General features: G+C 72.9%; 27 protein-coding genes. 18 read left to right on the top strand and 9 right to left on the bottom strand.

From position 1 onward, the window contains the following. Nucleotides 1–18: 18 nt before the first annotated feature. Nucleotides 19–963: an EamA family transporter gene (locus VHW64_RS06330; RefSeq protein ID WP_329649671.1), complete on the top strand. Its 945-nt coding sequence runs from the start codon at nt 19–21 to the stop codon at nt 961–963. Nucleotides 964–990: 27 nt separating this feature from the next. Here VHW64_RS06330 and VHW64_RS06325 read toward each other — a convergent pair whose 3' ends face one another. Together VHW64_RS06325 and VHW64_RS06320 are read right to left on the bottom strand one after the other, a co-directional pair. After that, nucleotides 991–2097 carry a glycoside hydrolase family 6 protein gene (locus tag VHW64_RS06325; protein ID WP_329649670.1) on the bottom strand — a complete coding sequence of 369 codons (1107 nt, stop codon included), beginning with the start codon at nt 2095–2097 and terminating at the stop codon, nt 991–993. A 102-nt stretch (nt 2098–2199) separates the two neighbouring features. Then, nucleotides 2200–2343: a hypothetical protein gene (locus VHW64_RS06320; protein ID WP_329649669.1), complete on the bottom strand. Its 144-nt coding sequence runs from the start codon at nt 2341–2343 to the stop codon at nt 2200–2202. 81 nt (nt 2344–2424) lie between these two features. Here VHW64_RS06320 and VHW64_RS06315 point away from each other — a divergent pair, with 81 nt between their 5' ends. Then, complete coding sequence (locus VHW64_RS06315) at nt 2425–3363, top strand: LysR family transcriptional regulator (protein ID WP_329649668.1); 939 nt, start codon at nt 2425–2427, stop codon at nt 3361–3363. A gap of 81 nt (nt 3364–3444) precedes the next feature. Here the strand turns inward: VHW64_RS06315 and VHW64_RS06310 are convergent, their stop codons facing one another. Continuing rightward, nucleotides 3445–4950: an MFS transporter gene (locus tag VHW64_RS06310; RefSeq protein WP_329649667.1), complete on the bottom strand. Its 1506-nt coding sequence runs from the start codon at nt 4948–4950 to the stop codon at nt 3445–3447. 168 nt (nt 4951–5118) lie between these two features. Here VHW64_RS06310 and VHW64_RS06305 point away from each other — a divergent pair, with 168 nt between their 5' ends. Next, on the top strand, nt 5119–5730 hold the full coding sequence (locus VHW64_RS06305; protein ID WP_329649666.1) for a hypothetical protein: 612 nt from the start codon (nt 5119–5121) through the stop codon (nt 5728–5730). Nucleotides 5731–5949: 219 nt separating this feature from the next. On the opposite strand, the gene VHW64_RS06300 is transcribed toward VHW64_RS06305, so the two are convergent. Next, on the bottom strand, nt 5950–7374 hold the full coding sequence (locus VHW64_RS06300; protein WP_329649665.1) for an MFS transporter: 1425 nt from the start codon (nt 7372–7374) through the stop codon (nt 5950–5952). Between the two features lie 90 nt (nt 7375–7464). Here VHW64_RS06300 and VHW64_RS06295 point away from each other — a divergent pair, with 90 nt between their 5' ends. The 3 genes from VHW64_RS06295 (at nt 7465) to VHW64_RS06285 (ending at nt 9489) form a co-directional block, all read left to right on the top strand. Continuing rightward, nucleotides 7465–8196 carry a TetR/AcrR family transcriptional regulator gene (locus VHW64_RS06295; RefSeq protein WP_329649664.1) on the top strand — a complete coding sequence of 244 codons (732 nt, stop codon included), beginning with the start codon at nt 7465–7467 and terminating at the stop codon, nt 8194–8196. 93 nt (nt 8197–8289) lie between these two features. Then, on the top strand, nt 8290–8766 hold the full coding sequence (locus VHW64_RS06290; RefSeq protein ID WP_329649663.1) for a hypothetical protein: 477 nt from the start codon (nt 8290–8292) through the stop codon (nt 8764–8766). A 9-nt stretch (nt 8767–8775) separates the two neighbouring features. Beyond that, nucleotides 8776–9489 carry an alpha/beta fold hydrolase gene (locus tag VHW64_RS06285; RefSeq protein ID WP_329649662.1) on the top strand — a complete coding sequence of 238 codons (714 nt, stop codon included), beginning with the start codon at nt 8776–8778 and terminating at the stop codon, nt 9487–9489. Nucleotides 9490–9492: 3 nt separating this feature from the next. Here VHW64_RS06285 and VHW64_RS06280 read toward each other — a convergent pair whose 3' ends face one another. After that, nucleotides 9493–9813 (bottom strand): TraR/DksA C4-type zinc finger protein, encoded by a 321-nt coding sequence (locus VHW64_RS06280; RefSeq protein WP_329649661.1) that lies wholly within the window; start codon nt 9811–9813, stop codon nt 9493–9495. 110 nt (nt 9814–9923) lie between these two features. Here VHW64_RS06280 and VHW64_RS06275 point away from each other — a divergent pair, with 110 nt between their 5' ends. The 5 genes from VHW64_RS06275 (at nt 9924) to VHW64_RS06255 (ending at nt 13344) form a co-directional block, all read left to right on the top strand. After that, nucleotides 9924–10529 carry a hypothetical protein gene (locus VHW64_RS06275; protein WP_329649660.1) on the top strand — a complete coding sequence of 202 codons (606 nt, stop codon included), beginning with the start codon at nt 9924–9926 and terminating at the stop codon, nt 10527–10529. Nucleotides 10530–10615: 86 nt separating this feature from the next. Then, the gene (locus VHW64_RS06270; protein WP_329649659.1) at nt 10616–10999 is read left to right on the top strand and encodes a cupin domain-containing protein; all 384 of its coding nucleotides are present in this window, start codon (nt 10616–10618) and stop codon (nt 10997–10999) included. Nucleotides 11000–11029: 30 nt separating this feature from the next. Further along, entirely contained in the window at nt 11030–11908 is an 879-nt protein-coding gene (locus VHW64_RS06265) for an alpha/beta hydrolase (RefSeq protein ID WP_329649658.1), read from the top strand. Nucleotides 11909–12053: 145 nt separating this feature from the next. Next, on the top strand, nt 12054–13100 hold the full coding sequence (locus VHW64_RS06260; RefSeq protein ID WP_329649657.1) for a hypothetical protein: 1047 nt from the start codon (nt 12054–12056) through the stop codon (nt 13098–13100). 28 nt (nt 13101–13128) lie between these two features. After that, a complete protein-coding gene (locus VHW64_RS06255; protein WP_329649656.1) occupies nt 13129–13344 on the top strand; it encodes a hypothetical protein in 216 nt (71 codons plus the stop codon). A gap of 4 nt (nt 13345–13348) precedes the next feature. Here VHW64_RS06255 and VHW64_RS06250 read toward each other — a convergent pair whose 3' ends face one another. Beyond that, a complete protein-coding gene (locus tag VHW64_RS06250; protein WP_329649655.1) occupies nt 13349–14287 on the bottom strand; it encodes a phosphotransferase in 939 nt (312 codons plus the stop codon). A gap of 76 nt (nt 14288–14363) precedes the next feature. Between VHW64_RS06250 and VHW64_RS06245 the strand changes: the two genes are divergently transcribed. The 3 genes from VHW64_RS06245 to VHW64_RS06235 all read left to right on the top strand — a co-directional run bounded on the left by VHW64_RS06245 (nt 14364) and on the right by VHW64_RS06235 (nt 17930). Beyond that, nucleotides 14364–14900: a helix-turn-helix transcriptional regulator gene (locus VHW64_RS06245; protein WP_329649654.1), complete on the top strand. Its 537-nt coding sequence runs from the start codon at nt 14364–14366 to the stop codon at nt 14898–14900. 110 nt (nt 14901–15010) lie between these two features. Further along, a complete protein-coding gene (locus tag VHW64_RS06240) occupies nt 15011–15871 on the top strand; it encodes an alpha/beta hydrolase (protein WP_329649653.1) in 861 nt (286 codons plus the stop codon). Nucleotides 15872–15881: 10 nt separating this feature from the next. Next, nucleotides 15882–17930 (top strand): MDR family MFS transporter, encoded by a 2049-nt coding sequence (locus VHW64_RS06235; protein ID WP_329649652.1) that lies wholly within the window; start codon nt 15882–15884, stop codon nt 17928–17930. A 12-nt stretch (nt 17931–17942) separates the two neighbouring features. Here the strand turns inward: VHW64_RS06235 and VHW64_RS06230 are convergent, their stop codons facing one another. From VHW64_RS06230 to VHW64_RS06220, 3 genes are all read right to left on the bottom strand, one after another. Beyond that, entirely contained in the window at nt 17943–18611 is a 669-nt protein-coding gene (locus VHW64_RS06230) for a hypothetical protein (RefSeq protein WP_329649651.1), read from the bottom strand. An 18-nt stretch (nt 18612–18629) separates the two neighbouring features. Then, a complete protein-coding gene (locus tag VHW64_RS06225; RefSeq protein WP_329649650.1) occupies nt 18630–19061 on the bottom strand; it encodes an antitoxin in 432 nt (143 codons plus the stop codon). A gap of 64 nt (nt 19062–19125) precedes the next feature. Further along, nucleotides 19126–19410: a metal-sensitive transcriptional regulator gene (locus VHW64_RS06220; protein WP_329649649.1), complete on the bottom strand. Its 285-nt coding sequence runs from the start codon at nt 19408–19410 to the stop codon at nt 19126–19128. Nucleotides 19411–19601: 191 nt separating this feature from the next. Here VHW64_RS06220 and ppc point away from each other — a divergent pair, with 191 nt between their 5' ends. The 4 genes from ppc (at nt 19602) to VHW64_RS06200 (ending at nt 24298) form a co-directional block, all read left to right on the top strand. After that, nucleotides 19602–22319 carry a phosphoenolpyruvate carboxylase gene (ppc, locus tag VHW64_RS06215; RefSeq protein WP_329649648.1) on the top strand — a complete coding sequence of 906 codons (2718 nt, stop codon included), beginning with the start codon at nt 19602–19604 and terminating at the stop codon, nt 22317–22319. Nucleotides 22320–22351: 32 nt separating this feature from the next. Next, complete coding sequence (locus VHW64_RS06210) at nt 22352–22513, top strand: maleylpyruvate isomerase N-terminal domain-containing protein (protein WP_329649647.1); 162 nt, start codon at nt 22352–22354, stop codon at nt 22511–22513. Nucleotides 22514–23087: 574 nt separating this feature from the next. Then, entirely contained in the window at nt 23088–23849 is a 762-nt protein-coding gene (locus tag VHW64_RS06205) for a PadR family transcriptional regulator (RefSeq protein ID WP_329649646.1), read from the top strand. Further along, nucleotides 23846–24298, top strand: coding sequence for a DUF1707 domain-containing protein (locus VHW64_RS06200; RefSeq protein ID WP_329649645.1), 453 nt, complete (start codon nt 23846–23848; stop codon nt 24296–24298). The genes VHW64_RS06205 and VHW64_RS06200 overlap by 4 nt, the downstream gene beginning before the upstream one ends. The last annotated feature ends 5 nt before the right edge of the window (nt 24299–24303 follow it).

The raw sequence follows: 24303 nt of genomic DNA, 5'->3' as shown, positions 1-24303 counted from the left end.
GGCCCTACGCTGCGACTGATGTCCACCTACGCCGGCCGGGTGAGGGCGCCGTGGCCGGTCCGGCGCGAGCCCGTGCTGATCGGCCTCGGCATGCTGGTGATCTACGTCGTCTGGGGCTCTGTCTACGTCGCGATCCGCTACGTCGTCGAGGACGTCCCGGCGCTGTACTCCATCGGCCTGCGCTACGTCGTGGCCGGCCTGCTGCTCTCGTCGTACGTCGCGGCTCGGCGTGGCCCGACGGTGCTCCGCGCACCGCGGCGGGCGGTGCTGGGCTGCGTGCTGCTGGCGATGCTGCTCCAGGTCCTCACCAACGGGACTGTCACCTGGGCCGAGAGCATCGGGGTCCAGGCGGGTCCGGCAGCCCTGCTCAGTGCGCTCGCCCCGATCGCGATCGTCGTGCTCCGGCTGGTCACCGGCGACCGGCCGCGGGTGGTGACCTGGGTCGGGGTGGTCGTCGGCTTCGCCGGGCTGGCGATCCTGCTGCTGGGTGGCCGGTCGGTGCCGGGGTTCCCGCTGTGGCCCTCCCTGCTGGTGGTCGCCTCGGCCGGCTGCTGGGCGGTCGGGTCGTTCCTCCAGCCGCGGCTCCTCCTGCCCGCGAACACGTTCGTCACCACCGCCTACCAGCTTCTGGGCGGCGGCCTCGTGCTCACCGCGGTCGGCTTCGGCTCCGGCGAGCGCACGTCGTTCGACTTCCCGATCTCGACCTGGCTGGTGCTGGGCTACCTCACGCTCTCGTCGGTGGTGTCCTACACCGCCTACGTCTGGCTGCTCCAGCGCGCTCCGATCTCGCTGGTCTCGACCCACGCCTACGTCAATCCGGTCGTGGCCGTGCTGCTCGGCTGGGCCTGGCTGGGCGAGCCGGTGACCTGGCCGGTGGTGGTCGGTGGCGCCGTCGTGCTGGTGGCCGTCGGTCTGGTCATGGCCGAGCGACGTCGCGTTCCGGACGAGCCGCCCCTCACCTGACCCGGGCGGCGGTCGGGGGTCGCCGGGTCACCGCCAGGGCGTCGAGCGGACCAGGCGCAGGGCCCGCTTGGCGACGAAGGGCTGGCTCTGCCGGTACAGCCAGGGTCGGCCGACCCACAGGTAGGCGTCGACGTACTTCCGCGCCAGCCGCGAGACGTGGGCGGACAGCCCCCAGCGCGCGGCGCCGACGCGCGTGGTCGGTGGGATGCCGAGCGTCGCGCAGGTGGTGGTCGCCGGCACGGTCGCCGAGGCGCACACCATCGGGTTGTCGGGGTCCTTGCCGGTGTAGTCGCCGTAGACGTAGGGGTGCCCGTTGCTCGAGGTGTTGATCACGGCCGTGCGACCGGCGTACCCCAAGGTCGCGAGCCGGCGGGAGATCGCCGCGGCGCGCCTGACCTCGGCGGTGGTGGAGTCGAAGTGGGTGCTGTCGAGGGCGAAGCCGCGGGCGTAGCGGACGCCGCCGCGGACCAGGAGCCTCGCCGCGGCGCGGACGCCGCCCTGTCCGGCGGCCGGCCAGTCGGCGGCGCCCGCCTCGACGTAGACGCTGGCGTTCGGCTGGCGGGCGATCCGCTTCGCGGCGTACGACACCAGGTGGGAGGGAGCCTTGGAGCCGTGCGGGGCACAGAGCGCGAACGGCCCGTCGGGCTGCACGACGACGGCGGCACGGGCGGAGCCGACCGCCTTGGCGAATCGGTTGACCCAGCGCTTGTACGACGTGCGCTCGGCCTTGGTGGGCAGGCGCTGGCAGGCCTCCTGCTCCCAGGGGACCATCCGGAAGACGGTCAGCTGCACGAGGGTCGACGGGTCGCCGTGCTGGGCGTTGGCGATGTACTCCGAGACCCGGTCGGCGATCTGGTCGTCGGGGATCCATGCGCCGAACCACTTGGCCTTCGGCGCCAGCGCGATGTAGCCGAGCAGCTTCTTCCGGTGCCCGGTCGCGTTCTGGTACGGCGCCCAGGACAGCTCCTGAGGGCCCTCGTAGGTGCCCCAGGGATGCCCGGCCAGGGGGTTGCCGCTCGCGGCACGAGCCTCGTGCGGCAGCGCGGTGCCGGCGGTGGTGCCGGTGGTGACGCCGGGGCCGAAGCCGAGGGGGAGCAGCAGAGCGGACAGGAGGCCGAGAAGTGCGCTGGGCATGCCGCCATCTTCCAACAGCAGGGCCTCGAGCGCAGAAGAGCCGGCCGCGAGGCTCGCGGCCGGCTCTAGGTGGTGGTGGATGGCTGGTGTCGGTCAGGCACCTCAGCGACCGTTGCGACGGTTCATCAGGTAGTCGTCGTAGGGCCGCAGCTGGAGCAGCGCCCGGTTGGCGGCGACCTGGTCGCTCCAGACGTAGTGCATGAAGGTGCGGAACCGGCTCTTGGCGGTGTTCTGGTGGGTGGTCATGCCTCTATGGTGGCTCGGGCGATTGTGAAGCACAAGCGATGGTTTCTTATTAACAATGTAGCGATGCTGTACGATGCTCCCATGATCGACGTGCAGAGGCTGAGGGTGTTCCGGGCCGTGGTGGCCAGCGGCTCGGTGCAGGCCGCGGCCGACCATCTGGGGTACACGCCCTCGGCTGTCAGCCAGCAGATCGCGGCCCTCCAGCGCGAGACCGGGCTGGTGCTCTTCGAGCGGGCCGGGCGCGGCATCTCCCCCACGGCCTCGGCCAAGGTCCTGGCCGCCGAGAGCGAGGAGGTGATGGGCAGCCTGAGCCGGCTCGGCGGTGTCGTGGAGCACCTGCGCGACGGATACTCCGGCAGTCTGGCGATCGGCACCTTCGCCTCGGCCGCGCAGATGTGGCTGCCGCACGTCGCCAAGGGGCTCCAGCGGGAGTTCCCCGACCTCGTCGTCGAGCTCAGCCTCGACGAGCTGGGCAGTGCCGGCCACGCGCCACCTCAGCGCCGCGACATCGACGTCACCACCGAGGCCGCCGACGCGCCGGGCACCGAGCGGGTGGGCTACGAGCGGCTGGTCCTGGTCGAGGAGAGCTATCGGGTGGCGATCCCGAAGGGTCACGAGCTGCTCAAGCTCTACGACGGGCCGGTGCCGATGGCGGCGCTCGCCGACGTGGCGATGATCGACGCCGACTTCAGCGACACCGGCTGCGCCGTCATCGTCCGCAACGCCTGCCGAGCCGCCGGCTTCACGCCCCGCTACGTCGCCCGCTCCGACGACCACCACACCGCACTGGCGTTCGTGGCCGGCCGGATCGGGGTGACCCTGCTCCCGGAGCTGGCGGTCGACGAGGCCATGCCCGGCTTCGAGAGCCGCGAGCTGGTCAGCCCCGCGCCGCGTCGTCGCGTCGTGGCGTTCGTGCGCGACTCCTCGGCGCTGAGCCCGCCGGTGCGGCGGGCGGTCGAGCTGCTGGCCGAGGCCGTGGCGAAGACCGTCGCCCGCCGCGGTGTCAGGTCGTCCGCCTGACGCCGGGTTGGCGACGTGCTGATCAATGGCGCCGTGGCGCGCAGCAGGCGGGATTGATCCGCGCTTCCTCAGGGCCCGGTGTCAGGCGGACGACCCGCGCTTGCGGTCGGAGACCAGCACCAGCACCAGCGCCATGACCACGACGCCGAGGGCTCCGGCGACGCGGAAGGCGTCGGTCCACGCGGCGTCGACCGAGGCCAGCAGGGCGGGGTCGTGCCGCCCGGCCTGGACGCCCTCGATGACGCTCTGCGCGGCCCTCGACCCGGTGTGACCGAGTCGGGCGCGGTAGACCACCGTGCCGAGCGAGCCCAGCAGCGTCAGGCCGAGGGCGATGCCGAGCTCGTTGGCCAGCTGCGCCAGCGAGGCACTGGACGCTGCCCGCTCCATCGGCGCGGCACTGATCACGCCGTTCATGAGCATCGGGAAGCAGGCACCGATGCCGAACGTCGCCAGGCTCCCGGCCAGCGCGACCCACGGGCGCCCGAGGTCGCCGCCCGGGACGGTCGCGTAGAGGGCGAACCCGGCGGTCATCACCCCGAGCATCGACACGACCACCGTGCGCTGGGGCAGAGTGCGGCACAGCCACGGGGCGAGGTTGGCCGACGCGATCATCGCCAGCATCTGCGGCAGCATCCACCAGGCGGCGTGGAAGGCCGAGAGCCCCTGCACCTCCTGGAGGTAGAGGTTGAAGAAGAGGGAGATCCCGCCCATCAGCACCGCCGTCAAGAGCAGCGCCAGCAAGGTGCGGCGCACGCGAGGAGCGCCGAGCAGGGCCAGGTCGACCAGCGGGTGTGCCAGGCGGCGCTGGCGTCGTACGAACGCCGTCCCGATGGTCGCGCCGGCCAGCGCCGCCACGAGCACCGCCGGGTCCACGCCGGTGCCGACCGCGCGCTTGAGGGCGAAGACGAGCAGGAGCACCGAGGCCACGCTCAGCACCGCGCTGGCCAGGTCGAGCGGCGCGGGCGTCTCCGACTTCGACTCCGGGACCAGCCGCGGGACGGTCAGGACCGTCACCACCATCACCGGCACGCCGAGCAGGAAGACCGAGCCCCACCAGAGATGGGCCAGCAGCAGCCCGCCGACCAGCGGCGCGATCGCCATGCCGCCCAGGAAGACCGTCATCATGGCGCCCATCGCCTGGATCCGGGCCCTCTCGTCGAGGAAGAGGCCCGCCAGCAGTGCCATCGACGCGGGCAGGATCGCCGAGCCGGCCAGGCCCATGACGCCGCGCGCCACGATCACCAGGTCGGGGGTCGTCGCGAAGGCGCCGACGGCGGAGGCGGCCGCGAAGATGGCCGCGCACACCAGGACCATCCGGCGCCGGCCGATCCGGTCGGCGGCGGCGCCGGTGGTCAGCATCGCGCCCGCGACCATGAAGTTGTAGCTGTCGGTCATCCAGAGCAGCTGGGTCGCCCCGGCGTGGAGCTCGCGACCCATGGTCGGCAGCGCGACGTTCAGCACGGAGATGTCGATGGCCACCAGCAGGGTCGGCAGGGCCAGCGCCGCCAGGGCGAGCACGGCTCGCGCGTTGCTCCTGCGGGCGGGCGCCGCGGCGGCGATGGCGGTGGTGGCGGTGGTGGTGCTCATGGCGGCTCCCGGATCGTGGAGGTCCCTCACCCCTACATCGATCGGGAGACCCCGAATACGACCCACCCGCGAAGGTAAAGTTTTACCTGTTCCGCTGCGGTGGGAAACGGGGTCGCCAGAGCATGGCTGGCGCAGGCCTAGTCCACCTCGAGCCAGTCGGAGCACCAGATGACACGCGCTGCCCGTATCGCCGTGTGCGCGATCGCCGCTGTCCTCATGGCCTCCGTCGGGACTACCGCGAACGCGCTGCCGGCGCGCCACGGCGGGACTCATCACCACCACCGGCACCTCGAGCACGACGGGTCCACCCGCGTGCTCCTCGCCCTCGGCCGCCTCGACCGTCAGCTCGCGCGCTCGATCCGCCACCGCCTGTCCCCCCTGACGGATGCGGATCGCGCCATCGTTCGGGCCAATGCGGCCTCGGACCAGGCGACGGTCGAGGCGGTCGCTACGGCGTACTCCAGTACGCCGAGCGACCACCACCTCGACCTTGCTCGGGGCCTGCTGCGCAGCTATCACCCGCAGCGCTACATCAGGGGGACGGCGATCCTGCGGCGTGCCGGACGCTGTGCCGACACGATCGTCCGGATCCGCCCGTCGGTGGCTCCGGGCAGTCGCGCGGCGACCGAGCTGCGCACCGCTGCCCGCCTCCTCGGTGGCATCCGCCCGCACACGATCACCGCGCACACGTCGTCGGCGGCGATGGCTCGCGTCCGGCACGCCGTGCAGAGGGCCCGCTCGCTGGTCCAGCACGTGCGGGCCGGCCTCGCCCGTCGCTGACCGGGCGCGAGCGCCGGTCGACGGCAAAGAAACGCGCGTTCCGCGGACGACGGCGCTCGCGGTCCGCCAGCATGAGCGCGCAGCACGACCACCGCTGCCGGCCTCCGGGCCGGCTCACGCAGGTGTGTCGCATGGGGGGTTGAGCACCGGACCTCAGCCTTCGAAGCGACATCGGGCCCACCCGTTGCGGGTGGGCCCGATGCCGTCTGCGGGTCGCGGTCAGCCGGCCAGCACGAGGTCCTCGCGGGTGGCGTCGACGTCGGCGACCAGGTGTGCCTTGCGCAGGGCGCCGAAGGCCATGGCCCCACCCGCCACCACGAGCGCGGCGGCCAGGTAGAGACCGCTGTGGTACCCGATGAGGTAGGCCTGGACCGGAGTGTGTCCGGATGCCAGAGCCGAGCTCTGCCGGCTGGTCAGCACCGCACCGATCACGGTGATGCCGAGCAGGCCGGCGACCTCGCGCGAGGCGTTGAACACCGCCGAGGCGACACCCGCCTGGCTGGTCGGCATCACGCCCAGGACCGTGGCGGTCAGCGGGATCGTCAGCCCGCCGCCCACGCCGATCACCGCGAAGCTCGGCATCAGCGACAGGAACGACGCGCCCTGCCCGAGCAGCGCCGTGGCGCCGATGCCCGCACCCATGGCGAGCATCCCGAACCCGGTCGATCGGTAGGCCCCGAAGCGCACTGCGACACGGTCGGAGACGATCGCCGAGGCCGCCATCAGCAGCGCCATCGGGACGAACGCCGAGCCGGCCTTGGTCGGTGAGAAGCCGAGCACGCCCTGGAGGTAGAGCGAGGTGAAGAAGTAGATCCCGAACAGGCCGAAGGCCCACAGCATCAGGGCGACGATCCCGCCGGTGAACTCCCGGCGCCGGAACAGGCTGACGTCGACCATCGGCTGCGCGACGCGACTCTCCACGACGACGAAGGCCAGCGCGGACACGGCCGCGACACCGAACGCCCCGAGAATGCCGGTCGAGGTCCAGCCGAGGTCGTGGCCCTCGATCAGGGCCCAGGTCAGCGTGAACAGGGTCAGCGTCGAGAGCCCCAGTCCGGGCAGGTCCATGCGTCGGACCTCGTCCTCGCGCGACTCGCGGATCGCCCAGGCGCCGAGAGCCATCGTGACGATGCCAACCGGCAGGTTGATCCAGAAGATCCACTCCCACGACACGTGCTGGGTGAGGGCGCCGCCGAGTACGGGGCCGACCGCGAGCGCCAGTGCGCCGACGCCGCCCCAGATGCCGACCGCGGCGTTGCGCTCGCGCGGGTCGGTGAAGGTGGCGCTGATGATCGCCAGGGTCGTCGGGGTGACGGCCGCGGCACCGATGCCCTGGAGGGCCCGAGCCGCGATCAGGGTAGTAGCTGCGTCGGCGAAGCCGGCGAGCACCGAGGAGGCGGTGAAGACCGCCAGGCCGATCAGGAACAGCCGGCGCCGTCCGAACGCGTCGGCGAGGCGGCCGCCGGCGAGCAGCAGCCCGGCGAAGGTCAGGATGTAGCCGCTGACGACCCACTCGATGCCGGCGGTGGACAGGCCCAGCTCGCGCTGGATGTCGGGGATCGCCACGTTGACGATGTTGTTGTCGAGGTAGGTCATGAAGGTGGCCAGTGCCACCGCCACGAGCGCCCATCGGTTCCGGTTCATGTCACGTCTCCTATACGTCGTACATGTATGCCGTACAGGAAAGCCTGTACGACGTATAGTTGTCAAGCCATATGGTGTATAGTTCTGGCCATGACCCCACGAGCCGCCACGGCCGCCCGCTCGGGCAGGGCCGTCAAGGACGGATCCCAGGCCGGCGCCAAGCCCGACCTCAGCCGGGCCGCGATCGTCGAGCGTGCCCTGTCGGTGATGGATGTCGAGGGGCCTGACGCCGTGACGATCCGGCGCCTCGCGCAGGAGTTCGGTGTGACGCCGATGGCGCTCTACTGGCACGTCGCCAACAAGGACGAGCTGCTCGCGGCCATGGGCGACGCCCTGCTCGACGGGATCGCGCCGGCCGTCACCACCGGCGCCTGGTCGGCGCAGCTGCGGGGCGTGATCACCGCCCTGGTCGACGCCATGCGCCGACACCCGGCCGCCGCCGAGCTCGTGCTGCCGCGGATCCTGGTCCACCCCGACGGGCTCCGCCTCACCGAGTTCACCCTGGCCGTGCTGGAGGACGCCGGCTTCACCGTCGCCCAGGCGGCAGACCTGGCCCGCACGGGCCTCCAGACCGCGATCATGCTCGTGAGCCAGGTGCCCGGTGCCGAGACCCAGGCGGCCGAGGAGCAGCGCGACCTGCTGCTCAAGCAGAAGCGCGACTACATCGCCGGTCTCGAGCCGACGGCCTTCCCGCACGTGCGCGAGGCGTCGTTCGCCCTGACCGACTGCGCCGACGTCGACGGGTACTACGGCTTCGGCATCGACCTGTTCGTCGCGGGCTCCGAGGCGCTGCTGCGGCGCCACAAGCGCTCGCCCGCCTGACGAGTCTCAGGCGACAAGCGACCTCGGGTCGGCGATGCTGACGCCTCGTGGCGCGTCGACTGGTCTCTTCGCTGACCGTGCCCGGCGTCCTGCGTGACGAGCCGCAGTACCGGCAGCCAGATCCTCAGCGTCCTCGGCGACCGGGTCACCCGTGTCGCCCTCCTGTTCGCCGCGACCGCGCGGTTCCTGCCGTTCGTCGTGCTCGCCGTCCCCGCCGGGCGATCATCGGCAGCCACCTGCCGGTGTGGGGGGTTCGGGCTGCTCGGGCTGCTCACCGGTGTGTGCGTCACCGGGATGTTCGCGCCGTGGGAGACCTCTCTCGGCGAGCACATCCCGCCGCGGGCGCTGTCGCGGGTGTCGAGCTACGACTACCTGGCCAGCACCGGCATGATTCCGCTCGGCAACGTCCTGGTCGGCGGCCTCGCGGCGGTGCTGGGGAGCTGCCCGGCACTGATGGTGATGACGGTGTGTGGCACCGGTGCGGCCGTGGTCGTGGTCTCGACCCCGGCGGTCCGCCGGCTCCCCCGCGGGACCCACGGCGGTGAGGTGGCTGTCGGCGCCGCCACCTAGCCTCGGACCATGGACATCATCTTGATCCCGGGCCTGTGGTTGACCGCTCCGTCGTGGGACTCCGTCGCAGGCGGCCTCGAGAAGGCCGGGCACGTGCCGCACGCCCTGACCCTGCCGGGGATGCACTCACCCGACGGCCGACGCCACGGGGTCACCCGCCAGGATCACGTCGACGCCGTGGTGGCCGCGGTCGACGCCGTCGACGGCGGCCGCCCGGTGCTGCTGGTCGGCCACTCCATGGGCGGCGTCCTCGCCTGGGCCGCGGCAGCGGAGCGGCTCGACCGGGTCTCCGGCGTCGTCTTCGTGGCCAGCGAGCCCGCCGTCCCCGAGCAGTCGGCGTCGATGTTCCCGGTCGTCGGGGACGACGTGCCGCTGCCACCGTGGGGGTTCTTCGACGACGAGATGGTCGCCGACCTCGACGACGACCTGCGGTCGCGGATCCGCGACGAGGCCGTGCCCTCGCCCGTCCGCGCCGTCACCGACGGGCTGTCCTTCGACGGCGGCGAGGGTGACCGGCTCCATGACCTGCCGGTGACCATGGTCACCGCGGAGTACGACGCCGCCCAGCTCCAGCAGTGGGTCGCCGCCGGCGAGTCCGGCACCGAGGAGATCGCGCGGCTGCGCGCCGTGACCTGGGTCGACCTGCACTCGGGCCACTGGCCGCAGTACTCCCGGGTCGACGACACGGTCGACGCCGTCCTCGGCGCGGTCCTCCGCGCCTGAGCGTCAGCTGTGGGCGACGCAGCGCGTCGCCCAGGGTCGTGCCTCGAGCCGGGCCTCGGGGATCGGCTCCCCGCACACCTCGCACGTGCCGTAGGTCCCCGTGCGCACGCGCTGCTGCGCACGTCGTACCTCGTCGAGCATCGCGAGCAGGTGCTCCTGGGCGGAGACGGCCGCTAGCCGGTCGACGGCCATCGAGGTGCCCTCGCCCACCCTCTTGCCGAACGAGATGCTCCCGAGCTCGCCGGGCAGCCTGGTGAGCTCGGCCAGCTCGGCCTCGAGCTCGGTCTCCCGGGCGGCCAGCAGCCGGGCCGGGTCCTCGTTCATCCGGCCAGCCTACGCAGGGGGTGACACGCCGAAGGAGCGACGCACGCCCTAACGTGGCGTCATGCCTGCGCCCCCCTGTCTCTCGGTGATCTCGGAGTGGTGCTGTCGCGGTGCCTGACGGGTTGCGGTTCGAGGGCTCGATCGCCGGGGTCGGCACCACCAGCGGGGTGCGGATCGTGGTCGGCAGCTGGACCCGGTCGCCGTTCGGGCCCTTCGACGACGTGATGCTGGCCGACGCCGACGGCACCCGACGGCTGATGGCCCCGACCCGCGACATCGCCGACTTCGTGGCGGCGACGTACTCCTTCGACGACGTGGCGGTGGTCCGGGTGCAGGTGCGACGCGACTGGTCGTTCGTCCGGGTCCTCGCGGGCGCGCTCGACGTGCGCTACCTGGTCGGCAGGCGGACGCCGCTGGGCGTGGCGCTGCACGCCCTTCCCCCGCGCCTGTCCGGCGCCGCGTGGTGGACCCACGTGACCGACCCCGTCGCGAGCACGCTGATGCGTGGGGTGCACACCAGGGGCAGTGCCGGCAACGGCCGTACCGAGACCTACGCCGCCACCGACCACCATGCGATCACGCGGGCGATGGGGACCTGGCGAGGGGTCGAGCTCGGCTCGCTGGCTCCGGTCGCCCCCGACCCGGGCTTCGGCTTCGGCTCCACGCCGGAGCGCCCGTCCCTCACAACCCTCACCACGACCGTCCAAGTTGGGTAGTCCCTGACAGAACGGTCGCCGTCCAGCCCGAACGACGACGAATCTGTCAGGGACTACCCCAACGCGGGCGCGCTAGCCTGAGCCGGGTGACCCTCGATCCGGCTCAGCCGTGCTCACGGGTGGCCGCCGACGAGCTGGTCGACGCCGACCCGACCCCGGGGATGGCGCGCCGCGTGGCGATGCACCGCGACGCGATGTGGTCCGGCACCGTCGACACCGAGCCGCACGCGACCTCGGGCTGGCACCACCACGGCGACCACGAGACGACGTTGTTCGTCCTCAGCGGCCGGATGCGGATGGAGTCCGGTCCTGGTGGCACCGAGGTCGTGGAAGCCGGCCCGGGCGACTTCCTGCGGGTGCCGGCCGGCGCGGTCCACCGCGAGTCCAACCCCTCCGACGAGCCGGGGCGCGCCGTCATCGTCCGCTGCGGCACGGGTGAGCCGACGGTCAACGTCGACGGCCCGGCGTGACGTGTGCTCGCCCGACCCGATAGGAGCCCCATGGCGCCCACGCTGACCCTCGCCGACGGCCGCGAGCTCGAGCTCGAGGTCACGGGCCCGGACGGCGGCGGCGTCCTGGTCTTCATCCACGGCACCCCCGGCGGCTCCCACCAGCTCGGGCAGCTCGCCCGGGCGGTGCACGCACGCGGGCACCGGCTGGTGACCTGGTCGCGAGCGGGGTACGGCGCGTCGTCGCGGCGGGCGGGCCGCGACGTGGCCAGCGAGACCGCCGACGCCGCCGCGGTGCTGGACCATCTGGGCGTCGAGACGTGCGTCGTCGCCGGCTGGTCCGGCGGCGGGCCGCACGCGCTGGCCTGCGGCGCCCTGCTGGCCGACCGGGTCCGGGCCGTGACCACGATCGCCGGGGTCGCGCCGTACGACGCGGAAGGGGTGGACTTCCTGGCAGGGATGGGCGAGGACAACCTCGAGGAGTTCGGCGCGGCGCTGAAGGGCGCCGAGCCGCTTCGAGCCTGGCTGACCGCGGCGCGTCCCCAGCTCGCCGACGTCACCGCAGCCGAGGTCGCGGCGTCCCTGGAGACCCTGATCTCCGAGGGCGACCGGGCCTCGCTGACCGGGGAGTTCGCCGACTTCCTGGCCGCGGAGTTCCGCCAGGCGGTCGCGGCAGGTGTCGACGGGTGGTTCGACGACGACCTCGCGTTCGTGCACCCGTGGGGGTTCGACCTCGGCGACATCGCCGTCCCGGCGTACCTGTGGCAGGGCAGCGAGGACCTGATGGTGCCGTTCGGCCACGGCCAGTGGCTCCACGGGAGGATCCCGGGAGCCACGGCCCACCTGGAGGCAGGGAGGGGACATCTCGACATCCTGCTCGGCCACCTCGACACCTGGGTCGAGGAGCTGCTCGCCGCCGGCTCGGCCTGATCCGGCCCGCTGGGGCTGGACCTCGCCGTTGTGTCCGGTACCGGACAGAGCGCTGGTCGCGATCCGCACACACTGGTGTGCACACCGATCGACACCCGACACGCCAGGAGACTCTCCGATGTCCCCCCGCCCTCTGCTCGCTCGCATGCCCGCCCGCGCCGCCGTCCTGGCCGCGGCCGCCGCCCTCGGCACGGGCGTCATCGCCGCCGGTGCCCCGTCCGCCTTCGCCGACACTCCCGCCACGGGCAGCGCCGCGATGTCCTTCACCCACCCGTCGCGGGTGCTGGTCAGCGGTGAGGCCAGCTCGCACGGCGTTCTCCTGCGGACCTTCCACACCGACGGTGCGTCGGTCGTCAAGTCCAGTGACGTGCAGGGTGCCGAGGACGTCAACGTGGTCTACGACCTCCAGACCCTCGGCTCCGACGGCGTCTGGGTGCAGGTCCCGCACACCTCCGAGGGCTACTTCTGGAACATCGTCGGCGAGGGGCAGACCACCCAGTTCCCGGCCTGGGACTTCACGGTGCCCTACGCGGCGACGAACACCGACGCTCGGTACCGGGTCGCGATGTACGCCGCGTGGTACGGCGACAACACCGTCCTGAAGCGCGAGGAGCTCGACTCCGACCTCTCGAGCCAGGTCGCCTGCGAGAACGTCGAGCTCACCTGCACCGTCGGCGACGGGTTCGTCCAGAGCGGGAGCGGTGTGAAGTACGACGCCGACGCGGTGACGCCGACACAGGCGGACGAGATGGTCGTCAGCGGCGAGAGCAGCTTCGCCGGTCGCGACTTCCGCACGTTCTCCACGAGCGGGGCGACGGTCGCGATGCCCTTCTTCGCCGGTGCCAGCCAGAAGGTCCAGACCTCCTACGAGCTCCAGACCGAGACCGGTCCGGGAGTCTGGGCGCCCGTGAAGGGCGTCGACCGCGAGGACCTGGACGAGGTGACGCTCTCGGGCAAGGACCAGCGGGTCGCGCTCGACCCCGCGCAGTTCACCCTGCCCGCCAAGGACACCGACGACTCCGCGACCTACCGCGTCGCCTACGTCGTGTCCTGGTACGACGAGGACGACACGGAGACCGGCGGCCAGCCGGTGTACTCCGCGACGCTGACCTCCGACGAGGTCAAGAACTCGGCGCAGTGCCGCAACGTCGAGCTCACCTGCCGGGCGCAGGACGGCACCATCACCACCTGACCGCCAGCCGGCGTGCCATGCTCCCGCCATGCTCTTCCGGCTGACCGTCATCGCCGTGGGCGGTGGCTACGTCGCCTACCGGGTGGCGCTGGCGGTGCAGATCCTCAAGGCGAAGCGGGCCGGGGACGCGCTGCGCGAGCAGCAGCTGCGGACCCGCGGCTTCGGTCTCTACCGCTGGGCGGTCGGCGTGCTCGTGCTGGCTCTGGTGGTGCTGCTCCTGCTGGTCTGGTCCAGCTCGCGCTGAGCGGTCAGCCGGCGGCGTCCGCCAGGACGGCCCGCGCCGTGTGCAGCCCGCGCAGACAGCGCTCGCGCAGGGTGTGCCAGTAGTACGGCGGTCCCATCAGCGCCAGCACCAGGGCCCACCCTCGGGCGAGCCGCCACGTGACGTCGTCCACCGCGAGCGCGGTGCGGAACGTCGTGCGCGCGGCCGGGTCGAGCAGCTGCCAGGCGACGGCGAGGTCGTTGGTCGGGTCGCCGACCGAGAGGCCGCCGAAGTCGAGGACGGCGACGAGCCGGCCGTCGCGGACCAGCAGATTCTCCGCGTTCAGGTCACCGTGGTACCACCGCGCGGAGCGCGCTCGGGCGGCCTCGGGCATCCGGACGGTCTGCTCCCACACCAGCCGCGCCCGGTGCAGGTCGAGGTCGAAGCCGTCCTCGTCGACCAGCCCACCGCACTGGTCGAGGAAGCCGTGCATGTCGGCATCCATCGTCGCCAGCGGTCGTCCGCGGTACCACTCCAGCGACGGGTCGCCGTCCGCCTCGACGGGCACCGGGAGGTCGCCGAGCGAGCGTACGACGCCCGCCAGGTCGCGGGCCAGCCCGTGCCGTGCCTCGCCGGGCTGCGGCAGCGTCGGCCGGTCGCCGTGCAGGAAGCGCACGACCGACCATCTCTCGGGATACCCGAAGGCGGGCTCCCCGACGGCCACCACCTCCGGCACCGCGACCGGGAGGCGGGACGCGACGTAGGGCAGCCAGCGCCGCTCCTTGTCGATCGTGGCGGTCCCACCGGGCTGGCGGGGCAGGCGGACCAGCAGGTCGTCCCCGAGCCGGAACAGCGCGTTGGTCGATCCCGTGGCGTCGAGCGGGTGCAGCGGGAGCCCGGCGTACGACGGCGACAGGGTGCCGAGCAGGCGCCGCACGAGGCCCTCGTCGACGTCGATCTCGTCGTCGTGCAGCCGGCCGTCCACAGGGTCAGCCCAGCCCAGGCGGGCCGCCGTGTCGAGCGGTTTTCCGCAGGCGGTGCCGCCGGGCATAGTGGACGGCGTGCCGCGCAACCGGGCCTCGGGCGACTTCGACACCGACGCCCTCTACGCGGCGCTGGACCGGCAGCGCACCGAGCGCGGCCTGACGTGGACCGGAGCCGCCCGCGAGATCTGGGAGATGTCCTCGGTCTTGAACCGGCAGCGGCCCGGCGACCACCCGCTGGCGGCGTCCACGATGCGCAATGTCGCACGCAACGGCGACACCTCCTGCCAGCACGCGCTGTTCTTCGTGCGCTGGCTCGGGCGCACCCCCGAGAGCTTCGTGCCGGGAGCCGATGACGCCGGCCGGCCCCTGCCCGGCAGCAGCGACGATCGCCGGCCGCGATGGCACCTGCGACGTCTCTACGACGCCCTCGACGAGCAGCGCCGCACCGAGGGCCTCACCTGGAGCGCCCTGGCCGGCGACCTGCACTGCACGCCGAACCAGCTGACCGGCCTGCGGACGGCGCGCTACGCGACCTCGATGCGGCTGGCCATGCGGATCTGCCGTCGGCTCGGTCGCCCGGCCGCCGACTTCGTCTACGCGGGCCGGTGGTGACCACCGGCGGAGCCGGCGAGTGTGCCGCGCCGGAAGAGCGTTGCCCAAGTCCGTGCTCGGGGACCATGCGTCGGACTTGCGGTGCGGGGCACCAGTGGTAGACCGGGACCATGCCCGACTCCCTCGACGTCCCGGTCGCCGGCGGCACGCTCCGAGTGGCGGCCTGGTCCGGAACCGGCGCGCCGGTCCTGGCGATCCACGGCATCACCTCCTCGTCGCGCTCCTGGCCGTTCGTGGCCGACGCCCTCGACAACCCGGTCTTCGCTCCCGACCTACGCGGGCGGGGCCGCTCGAACGCCCTGCCCGGCCCGGCCGGGATGGCGCAGCACGCCGAGGACTGCGCCGCCGTGGCCGAGGCCGTCGGCGGGGCGCCGATGGTGGTGGTCGGGCACTCCATGGGCGGGTTCGTCGCCACCGTCCTCGCCGCCCGCCGGCCCGAGCTGGTCCGGGCGCTGGTGCTGGTCGACGGCGGACTGCCGTTTCCGCAAGCGGACCAGGAGGCCACCCTGGCCGGGCTGGCGCCGATCAAGCAGCGTCTTCGGGCGACGTACACCCGCGAGGAGTACCGCGGCTGGTTCCGCAGCCACCCGGCCTTCGGCCGCGACTGGACCCCCGAGGCCGAGGAGTACGCCGACTACGACCTGCCGGACACCCCCGGCCGCCCCTCCGCCGTCCCCGAGGTCGTCGAGGAGGACCAGCTCGACATGGTGGCCGGGTCGGCGTACACCGAGGCGCTGGACAAGCCGATGCCGCCGCGCATCCTCCTCCATGCCTCCCGTGGGTTCGCCGACGACCCGCCCGGTCTCTACCCGCAGGCGACGGTCGACGCGTACGCCGCGCGGTGGCCCGACCTGGACGTCCGGCACGTGCCGGACGTGAACCACTACACGATCGTGCTCAGCAGCCGCGGCGCCGACGCCGTCGCGCAGGCGGTCCGCGATCTCGGCCTGAGATCCGAGTCCAACCCTTAGGCTCGGCACCATGAGTCAGGCCGAGTTGGTCGACGACATCTCCACTGCCGACGAGCCACCGGTGCTCGGGCCCACGGCGCGCAACGTCGCCTTCGCCCTGATCGTCGGCGGGATGCTGCTCTCCGCCCTCGACTCCACGATCGTGGCTACGGCGCTGCCCACGATCGTCGGCGACCTCGGCGGCGCCGAGCACATGAGCTGGGTGGTCACGGCGTACCTCCTCACCCAGACCATCGCCACGATCCTGGGCGGCAAGTTCGGCGACCTGCTGGGCCGGAAGTGGATCTTCGTGGGCAGCATCGTGCTGTTCACCGCGGCCTCGGCGCTGGCCGGTCTCTCGCAGACCATGACCTGGCTGATCGGCTCCAGGGCGCTCCAGGGCATCGGGGGCGGCGGCCTCACCGTCACCGCGACCGCGATGATCGCCGACATCATCCCGCTGCGCGACCGCGGCAAGTACCAAGGCGCGATCGGCGCGGTCTTCGGTGGCACGACCGTGCTCGGCCCCCTGCTCGGCGGCTTCTTCACCGACCACCTGTCCTGGCAGTGGGTCTTCTACGTCAACGTGCCGGTGGCGCTGGTGATCCTGCCGTTCGCCGTTCGCCTGCTGCCCTCGGTGCCGACAGCGGCCAAGCCGGTCTTCGACACCCTCGGCATCGTCTTCGTCTCGCTCGGCTCCGCCGGCCTGATCCTGGCCACGAGCTGGGGAGGCACGCAGTACGCCTGGGGCTCCGCGACGATCATCGGCATCGTCGTCGGCGCGGTCGGGTGCCTGGTCGTCTTCGGGTACGCCGAGCGGCGGGCCGCCGAGCCGATCCTGCCCCTGCGGCTCTTCCGCCGGAACGTGTTCAGCGTCAGCGCGGTCCTCAGCTTCATCGTCGGCTTCGCCCTGCTCGGCACGATGACCTTCCTCCCGACCTACCTCCAGTACTGCCAGGGCGTCAGCGCCACGGTCTCGGGCCTGCGCACGCTGCCGATGGTCTTCGGCCTGATCGTCGCCTCGGTCGGGGCCGGCACCGTCGTGAGCAAGACCGGACGCTACCGGGTCTTCCCGATCGCGGGCGCGATCGTGATGGCGGTCGGGATGCTGCTGCTGGCGCGCGTCGACGAGCACTCGTCGACCACGTCGGTGTCGCTGGCGATGCTGGTGCTCGGGGTCGGCATCGGCCTGGCGATGCAGGTGCTGACGATCATCGTGCAGAACACCGTGGACTACCGCGACCTGGGCGTCGCCACGTCGGGCGTCACGTTCTTCCGCACGATGGGCAGCTCGTTCGGGGCCGCCGTGTTCGGCACGATCTATGCCAACCAGCTCAAGCCGAAGCTGGGGGCGGCCGTCGTCTCCAGCGGCGCCGACCCACGGCTGGTCACCACCCCCGAGGGCGTGAAGTCGCTGCCCGCCGCACAGCACGCGAGCGTGGTGCACGCCTACGCCGAGTCGCTCCAGCACGTGTTCGCCTCCGCCGTCCCGGTCGCCGTCCTCGCGCTGCTGGTCGCGCTGGTGCTCCGGCAGGTGCCGATGCGCGGGCTGACCCGGCCCGGCGCCGCGGATCTCGGCCACGGGTTCGCGATGCCCGACCAGCGCACCTCGCAGGAGCAGCTCGAGGCACAGGTGGTGCGGATCCTGCGCGCCCGGCTCCCGGAGGCCGCCGCCGCCCTGCTCGACTCCTCGCGCGCGGGTCTCGACGCCGTCCAGGTGTGGACCCTGCGGCAGATCGCGGCCCAGCAGCTGCGGGCGCACGGGGCCATCGACCCGCTCACGATCGCCGCCGCCCACCGGGTGCCGATGGCCCTGGTCCGGCCGGCGCTCGACGACGTCCTCGACGCCGGAATGGTCACCGAGCAGGCCGGGCTCGTCGAGCTGAGCGAGACCGGCCGGGAGAGGTTCCGCGCGTTCGTGCTCGAGCTGTGGCAGTGGCTGGTCGCGCAGGTCGAGGAGGCCAACGGCGCCCCGCTCGACGACGCCGGCCGCGACGATCTCCGCCTCATCGCGCGCCGCGTCCTGCTCTCCGAGGACCCCGTCAGCGAGCCCATGGAGATAGCGCAGGCCGGCGGCTGAGCCGGGGGCGGCTCAGGAGAGCGGCGGGAACTCCTGGAGGGCGTGGTCGGCGATGCGCCTCATCATCCACACGTCGATGCCGCCGCCGACCACGCCGCCCGCGAGGGGTACGGCGCGACCGAGGCGCGCGAAGGCCTTCTCGCCGACCCCGCGCAGGAGCCGGAAGGCGATCGCCTTGTTCACCATGAGCAGGGCGGCCGGCGGGAGCTGCTGCCCGACCAGCCCGACCACCTTCCCGGTCCCGCCGGTCAGCCCGGCCTTGGCCAGCACCTCGTCGGCGTCCGAGCCGACCAGGGTCAGCAGGACGGCGGTGCGCACCTGCGGGTCGTTCACGTCGTACCCGCGCAGCTCGGCGATGGCGGCCACCATCCGGGTGGCGACGACGTAGAACTCCAGGACGTTCGCGGGGAGCGCGACCGGCATCGTCACGAAGCCGCCGACGCTGGTGACGAACCCGCCCACGCCACCCTTGACCACCTGGGAGCGGATGACCTTCCTCACCGCGCTCTCGGGGGTGCGGGTCAGCCGCGCCTGGTCGGCGAGCTCGCGAGCGGAGTGCAGCGGGCCGACGCCGTCGATCCCGGCATCCAGCAGCAGGTCCACCAGGCGGCCGACGACGCCGTCGTCGCTGCCTCGCCGGGTCGTCACCGGCGGCCGCTGGCCGGCCGGTCGCAGTGTCACGCCCCCGTCACCTCCCCGTCAGCCGTTGCTCGGGGGGACGTCACTCGCGCCGGCGTCTGGGCCGGCATCTGGGCCGGCGGCGGGGCCTTTGTCGGGGCCGGCGTCGCGCTGCTCGGCGATCCGGTCGACGCCGCGCTCGAGCGACCCGCGCACCTGGCTGATCCGGTCGGCGTGCTTGCCGTCGGTGTGCCGGTCGACGACGCCGACCGCCTTCTCGAGCAGCCGGTCGATATCGCCCTTGTGCTCGTGGACGAGGGAGCCGGCCTTCGCCACGCCCTGGCGCACGGCGCCCTCCAGGGTCGAGGCCAGGTCGCCCAGGTGCCGGTCGACGTCGTACTCCTCCATCTTGGCGCGGATCGAGTCGGCCAGGGGTGGCCGGGCTGAGCGGCTCTCGTCGGACGGCTGGTCGGAGGGCTGGCCGGACTGCGGGTCGGACGGCTGGTCGGACATGGCATCTCCTGAGGTGGCTGGACCTCCATCCTGCCCGTCGGGGGCGTCAGGCCCAACCGGCGCGTCAGGAGCGCACGAGCCGCGCGATCGCCGCGGACGCCTCGGACAGCTTGTCCTCGGCGCCCTCCCCGGTCGCCACGGCGTCGCGCACGCAGTGCGCCAGGTGGTCGTCGAGAAGCCGCAGCGCGACCGCCTGAAGCGCCTTGGTCATCGCCGAGACCTGGGTGAGGATGTCGATGCAGTACTGCTCGTCGGCGACCATCCGCTGCAACCCGCGCGCCTGCCCCTCGATGCGTCGTAGCCGGGTCAGGACGTCGTCCTTGTCATGCACGTAGCCGGGCGTCTCCATGCCGGAACTGTACCGGGAGGGGGTATCCGTGGTTGCCCCCTCCGCCGAGTCGTCATAGGACGACTCGGCGTGTTTGCGACGTACTTCTTCGCCGACTCGGTGGGAATTGTGCGTACCTTTGCGCCGAGTCGGCGTGACCGGTGGGTGAACGTCGGGGGAATGCGGTCGACCGGTCGGTGACCATGGGAGGCATGGTCGAGCAGCCCCCCGTTCCGGACCGTGCTCCGGACCGTGCTCCGGACCGGTCGCCGGACCGGGCGCTACGGCGCGACATCCGCCGGGTGACCTCCATCCTCGGCCAGACCCTGGCCCGCACCGAGGGCCCCGAGCTCCTCGAGCTGGTCGAGCGGGTCCGGGGCCATGCCAAGGACGGCAGCCTCGACGAGCTGCCCGACTTCGACCTCGCGACGGTGACCCGGCTCGTGCGGGCCTTCACGGCGTACTTCCACCTGGCGAACATCACCGAGCAGGTCCACCGCGGGCGGAGCCTGACCAGGATGCGCGACGAGCGAGGCGGCTGGGTGGAGCAGGCGGTCGGACGGATCACCGAGGCCCGTGTCGCGGCGGACGAGGTCGCCGAGATCATGCGCCACGTGGGCGTGCGTCCGGTGTTCACCGCCCACCCGACCGAGGTGGCCCGTCGGTCGACCATCGACAAGCTGCGCCGCGTCGCCGCGCTGCTGGCCGAGGCGGACACGCCCCGGCGCACCCGTCGCCTGGAGGAGGCCGTCGAGCTGCTCTGGCTGACCGACGAGATCCGCATCGAGCCGCCCGAGCCCACCGACGAGGCCCGCAACGTCGTGTACTACCTCGAGGGGCTCTCGGGCGCCGCCCTGCCCGACGTGCTCGAGGAGCTGCGCGACGGCCTGGCCGCCATCGGGGTCGACCTGCCACCGGACGTGCGGCCGCTGCGCTTCGGCACCTGGGTGGGCGGCGACCGCGACGGCAACCCCCGGGTCACGCCGGCGACGACCCGCGAGGTGCTGGTGCTCCAGGGAGTGCACGGCATCCGGCTGCTGCGCCGACTCGTCGAGGAGCTGCGTCGCGACCTGTCGGTGAGCAGCCGGCTGGGCGCGGTCTCCGACGAGCTGGCCGAGCGCCTCGCGGCGGTGCTGCCCGTGCTGCCGGAGGTGGAGCCGCGCTACCGGCGGCTGAACGCCGAGGAGCCCTACCGGCTCTACCTCACCTGCGTGGACGTGCGGCTGGCCCTGACCGAGCGCCGGCTCCAGGCCGGGGCGCGCCACGTCCCGCACCGCGACTACGCCGACGACACCGAGCTGCTCGACGACCTCCTGCTGCTGCGGCGCTCGGTGCTCGAGCAACAGGGCCCGGTGGTCGCCGGCGGCGAGGTCGAGCGCCTGGTCCGCACGGTCGCCGCCATCGGCCTGACGCTGGGCACGCTCGACGTCCGCGAGCACTCCGCCAAGCACCACCACGCCGTGGGACAGCTGCTCGACCGGGCCGGCGAGCTGGCCGTGCCGTACGCCGAGCTGGACGCGGTCACCCGTGCGAAGATCCTCGGGGAGGAGCTGGCGAGCCGTCGGCCGCTGGCGCACGAGCCGCTGCCGCTGGACGACGAGGGCGCCGTCACCGCCGAGACCTTCCAAGCGGTGCGGTGGGCCCTGGACGAGCTCGGCCCACGCGCGGTCGAGAGCTACATCGTGTCGATGACCCATACGGCCGACGACGTCTTCGCGGCCGTGGTGCTCGCCCGCGAGGCGGGACTGGTGGACCTCGCCGACGGGGTCGCCCGGATCGGGTTCGTGCCCCTGCTCGAGACCGTCGACGAGCTCGAGCAGGCCGAGTCGATCCTCGAGGAGCTGTTGGCCGAGCCGTCCTACCGCCAGCTCGTGCGGCTGCGCGGAGACGTCCAGGAGGTGATGCTGGGCTACTCCGACTCCAACAAGGCCGGTGGCATCACCACCTCGCAGTGGCAGATCCAGCTCGCTCAGCGCCGGGCGCGCGACGTCGCCCGCCGGCACGGCGTCCGGCTGCGGTTCTTCCACGGCCGGGGCGGCTCGGTGGGACGTGGTGGCGGCCCGACGTACGACGCGATCATGTCGCTGCCGTCGGGCACGGTGGACGGCGAGGTCAAGATCACCGAGCAGGGCGAGGTCATCAGCGACAAGTACGCCCTTCCCGCCCTCGCCCGCCAGAACCTCGAGCTCGCCCTCGCGGCGACGCTCGAGGCCAGCGTGCTCCACCGCACCGACCGCCGTACGCCCGAGCAGGCCGCGCGCTGGGACCGCACGATGGACCGGATCTCGCAGGCCGCGCACGAGCGCTACCGCGGCCTGATGGACGACGAGCGGCTCGCGGAGTACTTCCTCACCTCCACGCCGGTCGACCTGCTCGGGGCGCTCCACATCGGCTCGCGCCCCGCTCGCCGTCCCGGCGCCGACGCGGGCATCGACGACCTGCGGGCCATCCCGTGGGTCTTCGGCTGGACCCAGTCGCGCCAGATCGTGCCCGGATGGTTCGGGGTCGGCTCGGGCCTGGCCGCGGTCGCAGACGTCGAGGTCCTGCGCGAGATGTACGGCGCCTGGCCGTTCTTCCGTACCTTCCTCGGCAACGTCTCGATGACCCTGGTCAAGACCGACCTCGACATCGCCGAGCGGTACGTCGCGCTGGCGCCGGAGCCGCTGCGCCCGCTGCTCGACGTGGTCCGGGCGGAGTTCGACCTCACCCTCGAGCGGCTGCGCACGGTCACCGGCGAGCGCGCCCTGCTCGACGGCGAGCCGACCCTGCGGACGACCCTGGAGATCCGCGACAACTACCTGCTGCCGCTGCACCACCTCCAGATCGAGCTGCTCGGGAGGTATCGCCGGGGCGAGGACGACCCGGCGCTGGAGCGCGCCCTGCTGCTGACGATCAACGGCATCGCGGCCGGGATGCGCAACACCGGCTGACTGTGCGACGGCCGGGTCACCGCGTTGTGGCCATGACCGACTGGGGCGCGCTCCAGCACGCCAACGTCGAGGCCGTGACCGCGCTCGCCGAGGGTGCCGACCAGGCCGTGCTGGCCACGCGGGTGCCCGCCACCGCGGCGTGGACCGTGCGCGAGGTCCTGGCCCACCTCGCCGGCTCCCCGACGACGTCGTGAGCGGACGGATGGACGGTGCCCCGGGCGATGCCTGGACCGCGCGCCACGTCCGCGAGCGTGCCCGGCGCAGCATGGCGGAGCCCGTCGTGGAGATTCATTCCTGCGCCGAGCCGGTACTGGCCACCCTGGCGGGCAACGACCGACCCGCGCTGGCGTGGAACCTCGCGGTCCATCACGCCGACCTCCACGAGGCGCTCGGCAAGGGCGCCCCTCGGGAGCCGATGTGGTTGCCGGTGGTCGAGGCGATGGCGCCGTCGCTGGGCGAGCACGGGCGGGCGTTCGACGCCGTACCCGACTACGAGCTGTTCCGGATGTACCTCTCCCGGCGCTCGCGGGCGCAGACCTCTGCCTGGAGCACCGGCCTGGACCTGCCGACCCTCGACGGGCTCAGCGTCTTCGGCCCTCGCGACGACGACCAACCGGCGCCGCGACCTGATCGGACGCCGCGGTCGGCCGCGGTCGGCCGCGGTGGTCGCGTGCCCTTGCGCGGCGAGATGAGCACGCGTACTCTCGCGATATATCGCGAACGGTCGGCGAGGTATCGCCGAGGTATCGCCGAGGTAGGGGAAGCACGATGCGCAGAGACTGGGGACGCGAGTTCGAGACGATGCTCCAGCAGCACGGCCGCGGCCGTGGCTGGGAGGGCCACGGGGGCCCCGGCGACGACGACTGGGCCGGCCCGTGGGGCAGCGGAGCCTGGGGCCAGTCGTCGCGCCGAGGCGGGCGAGGTGGCCGGGGCGGACCGCCGCCGTGGCTCGCGGGGCTGTTCGGGATGGCCCAGCAGGAGCGCGCGCGCGGACCGCGCGTACGACGGGGCGACGTGCGCGTGGCGATCCTCGCCGTCCTCGCCGACGGCCCGCTGAACGGCTACCAGGTCATCGGTGAGATCGCCGACCGCACCGACGGCGAGTGGCGTCCCAGCCCCGGGTCGGTCTACCCGACGATGTCGCAGCTCGAGGACGAGGGGCTGGTCGAGGGCGACGACGAGCGTGGCCGGCGGCCGCTGCGGCTCACCGAGCAGGGCCGGACCTACCTCGAGGAGCACGCCGACGAGGTCGCCGAGGTGTGGGCGCCGTTCTCGCGAGACCGCGAGGGCGGTGCGGGCCGGGGCGAGGACCCTCGTCGCGACGGGCCCGACTTCGCCTCGCTCAAGCCCGAGCTCGGGCGGGTGATGAACGCCGTGTGGCAGATCATCAGCACCGGCACCGACGAGCAGCGGCGGGCCGCGATCGGGGTCCTGATGGACGCGCGACGCGCGCTGTACGGCATCCTCGCCGACCATCCCGGCGAGGTCGACGACCTGGGCGACCGTCCGGAGTCCGAGGAGGAGCGATGAACGACGCGCTGCGCATCGGCGACGCCGAGCGCGAGGTGGCCGCACGGGAGCTCGGCGAGCACTACGCGATGGGCCGGATCAGCGCCGACGAGCACGCCGAGCGCCTGGAGAAGATCTGGGCCGCCCGCACCGCGGCCGACCTGACGCCGGTCTTCCGCGACCTCCCGCGTCCTGCCGCGTTGCGGCCGCGGGCTCAGCAGGCCGGGCGCCCGGCGCGCGCCGAGCGCGCTCCTCGCGGGTGGCGACCAGCGTGGCCGCGGATGCCGTTCCTGTTCAAGGCGCTGCTCGCCGTCATCGTGCTCTGGTGGGGCTTCCACCACCCGCCGTTCCTGCTGGTCGCCCTGGTCCTCTACGTCGTCGTGGTCCGGCGCGTCGTCCACCGGGCGCGTGGTGGCCGGCGTGGCCCGCGGCCGCCCTGGGACCGCCACTACCAGGCCGGCTGGCGCTGAGATGC

The sequence above is a fragment of the Nocardioides sp. genome (assembly GCF_036267815.1).
Taxonomy (GTDB): Bacteria; Actinomycetota; Actinomycetes; order Propionibacteriales; family Nocardioidaceae; genus Nocardioides.
The sequence above is the reverse complement of the archived record's forward strand: the minus strand, read 5'-3'. Positions and strand labels throughout refer to the sequence as shown.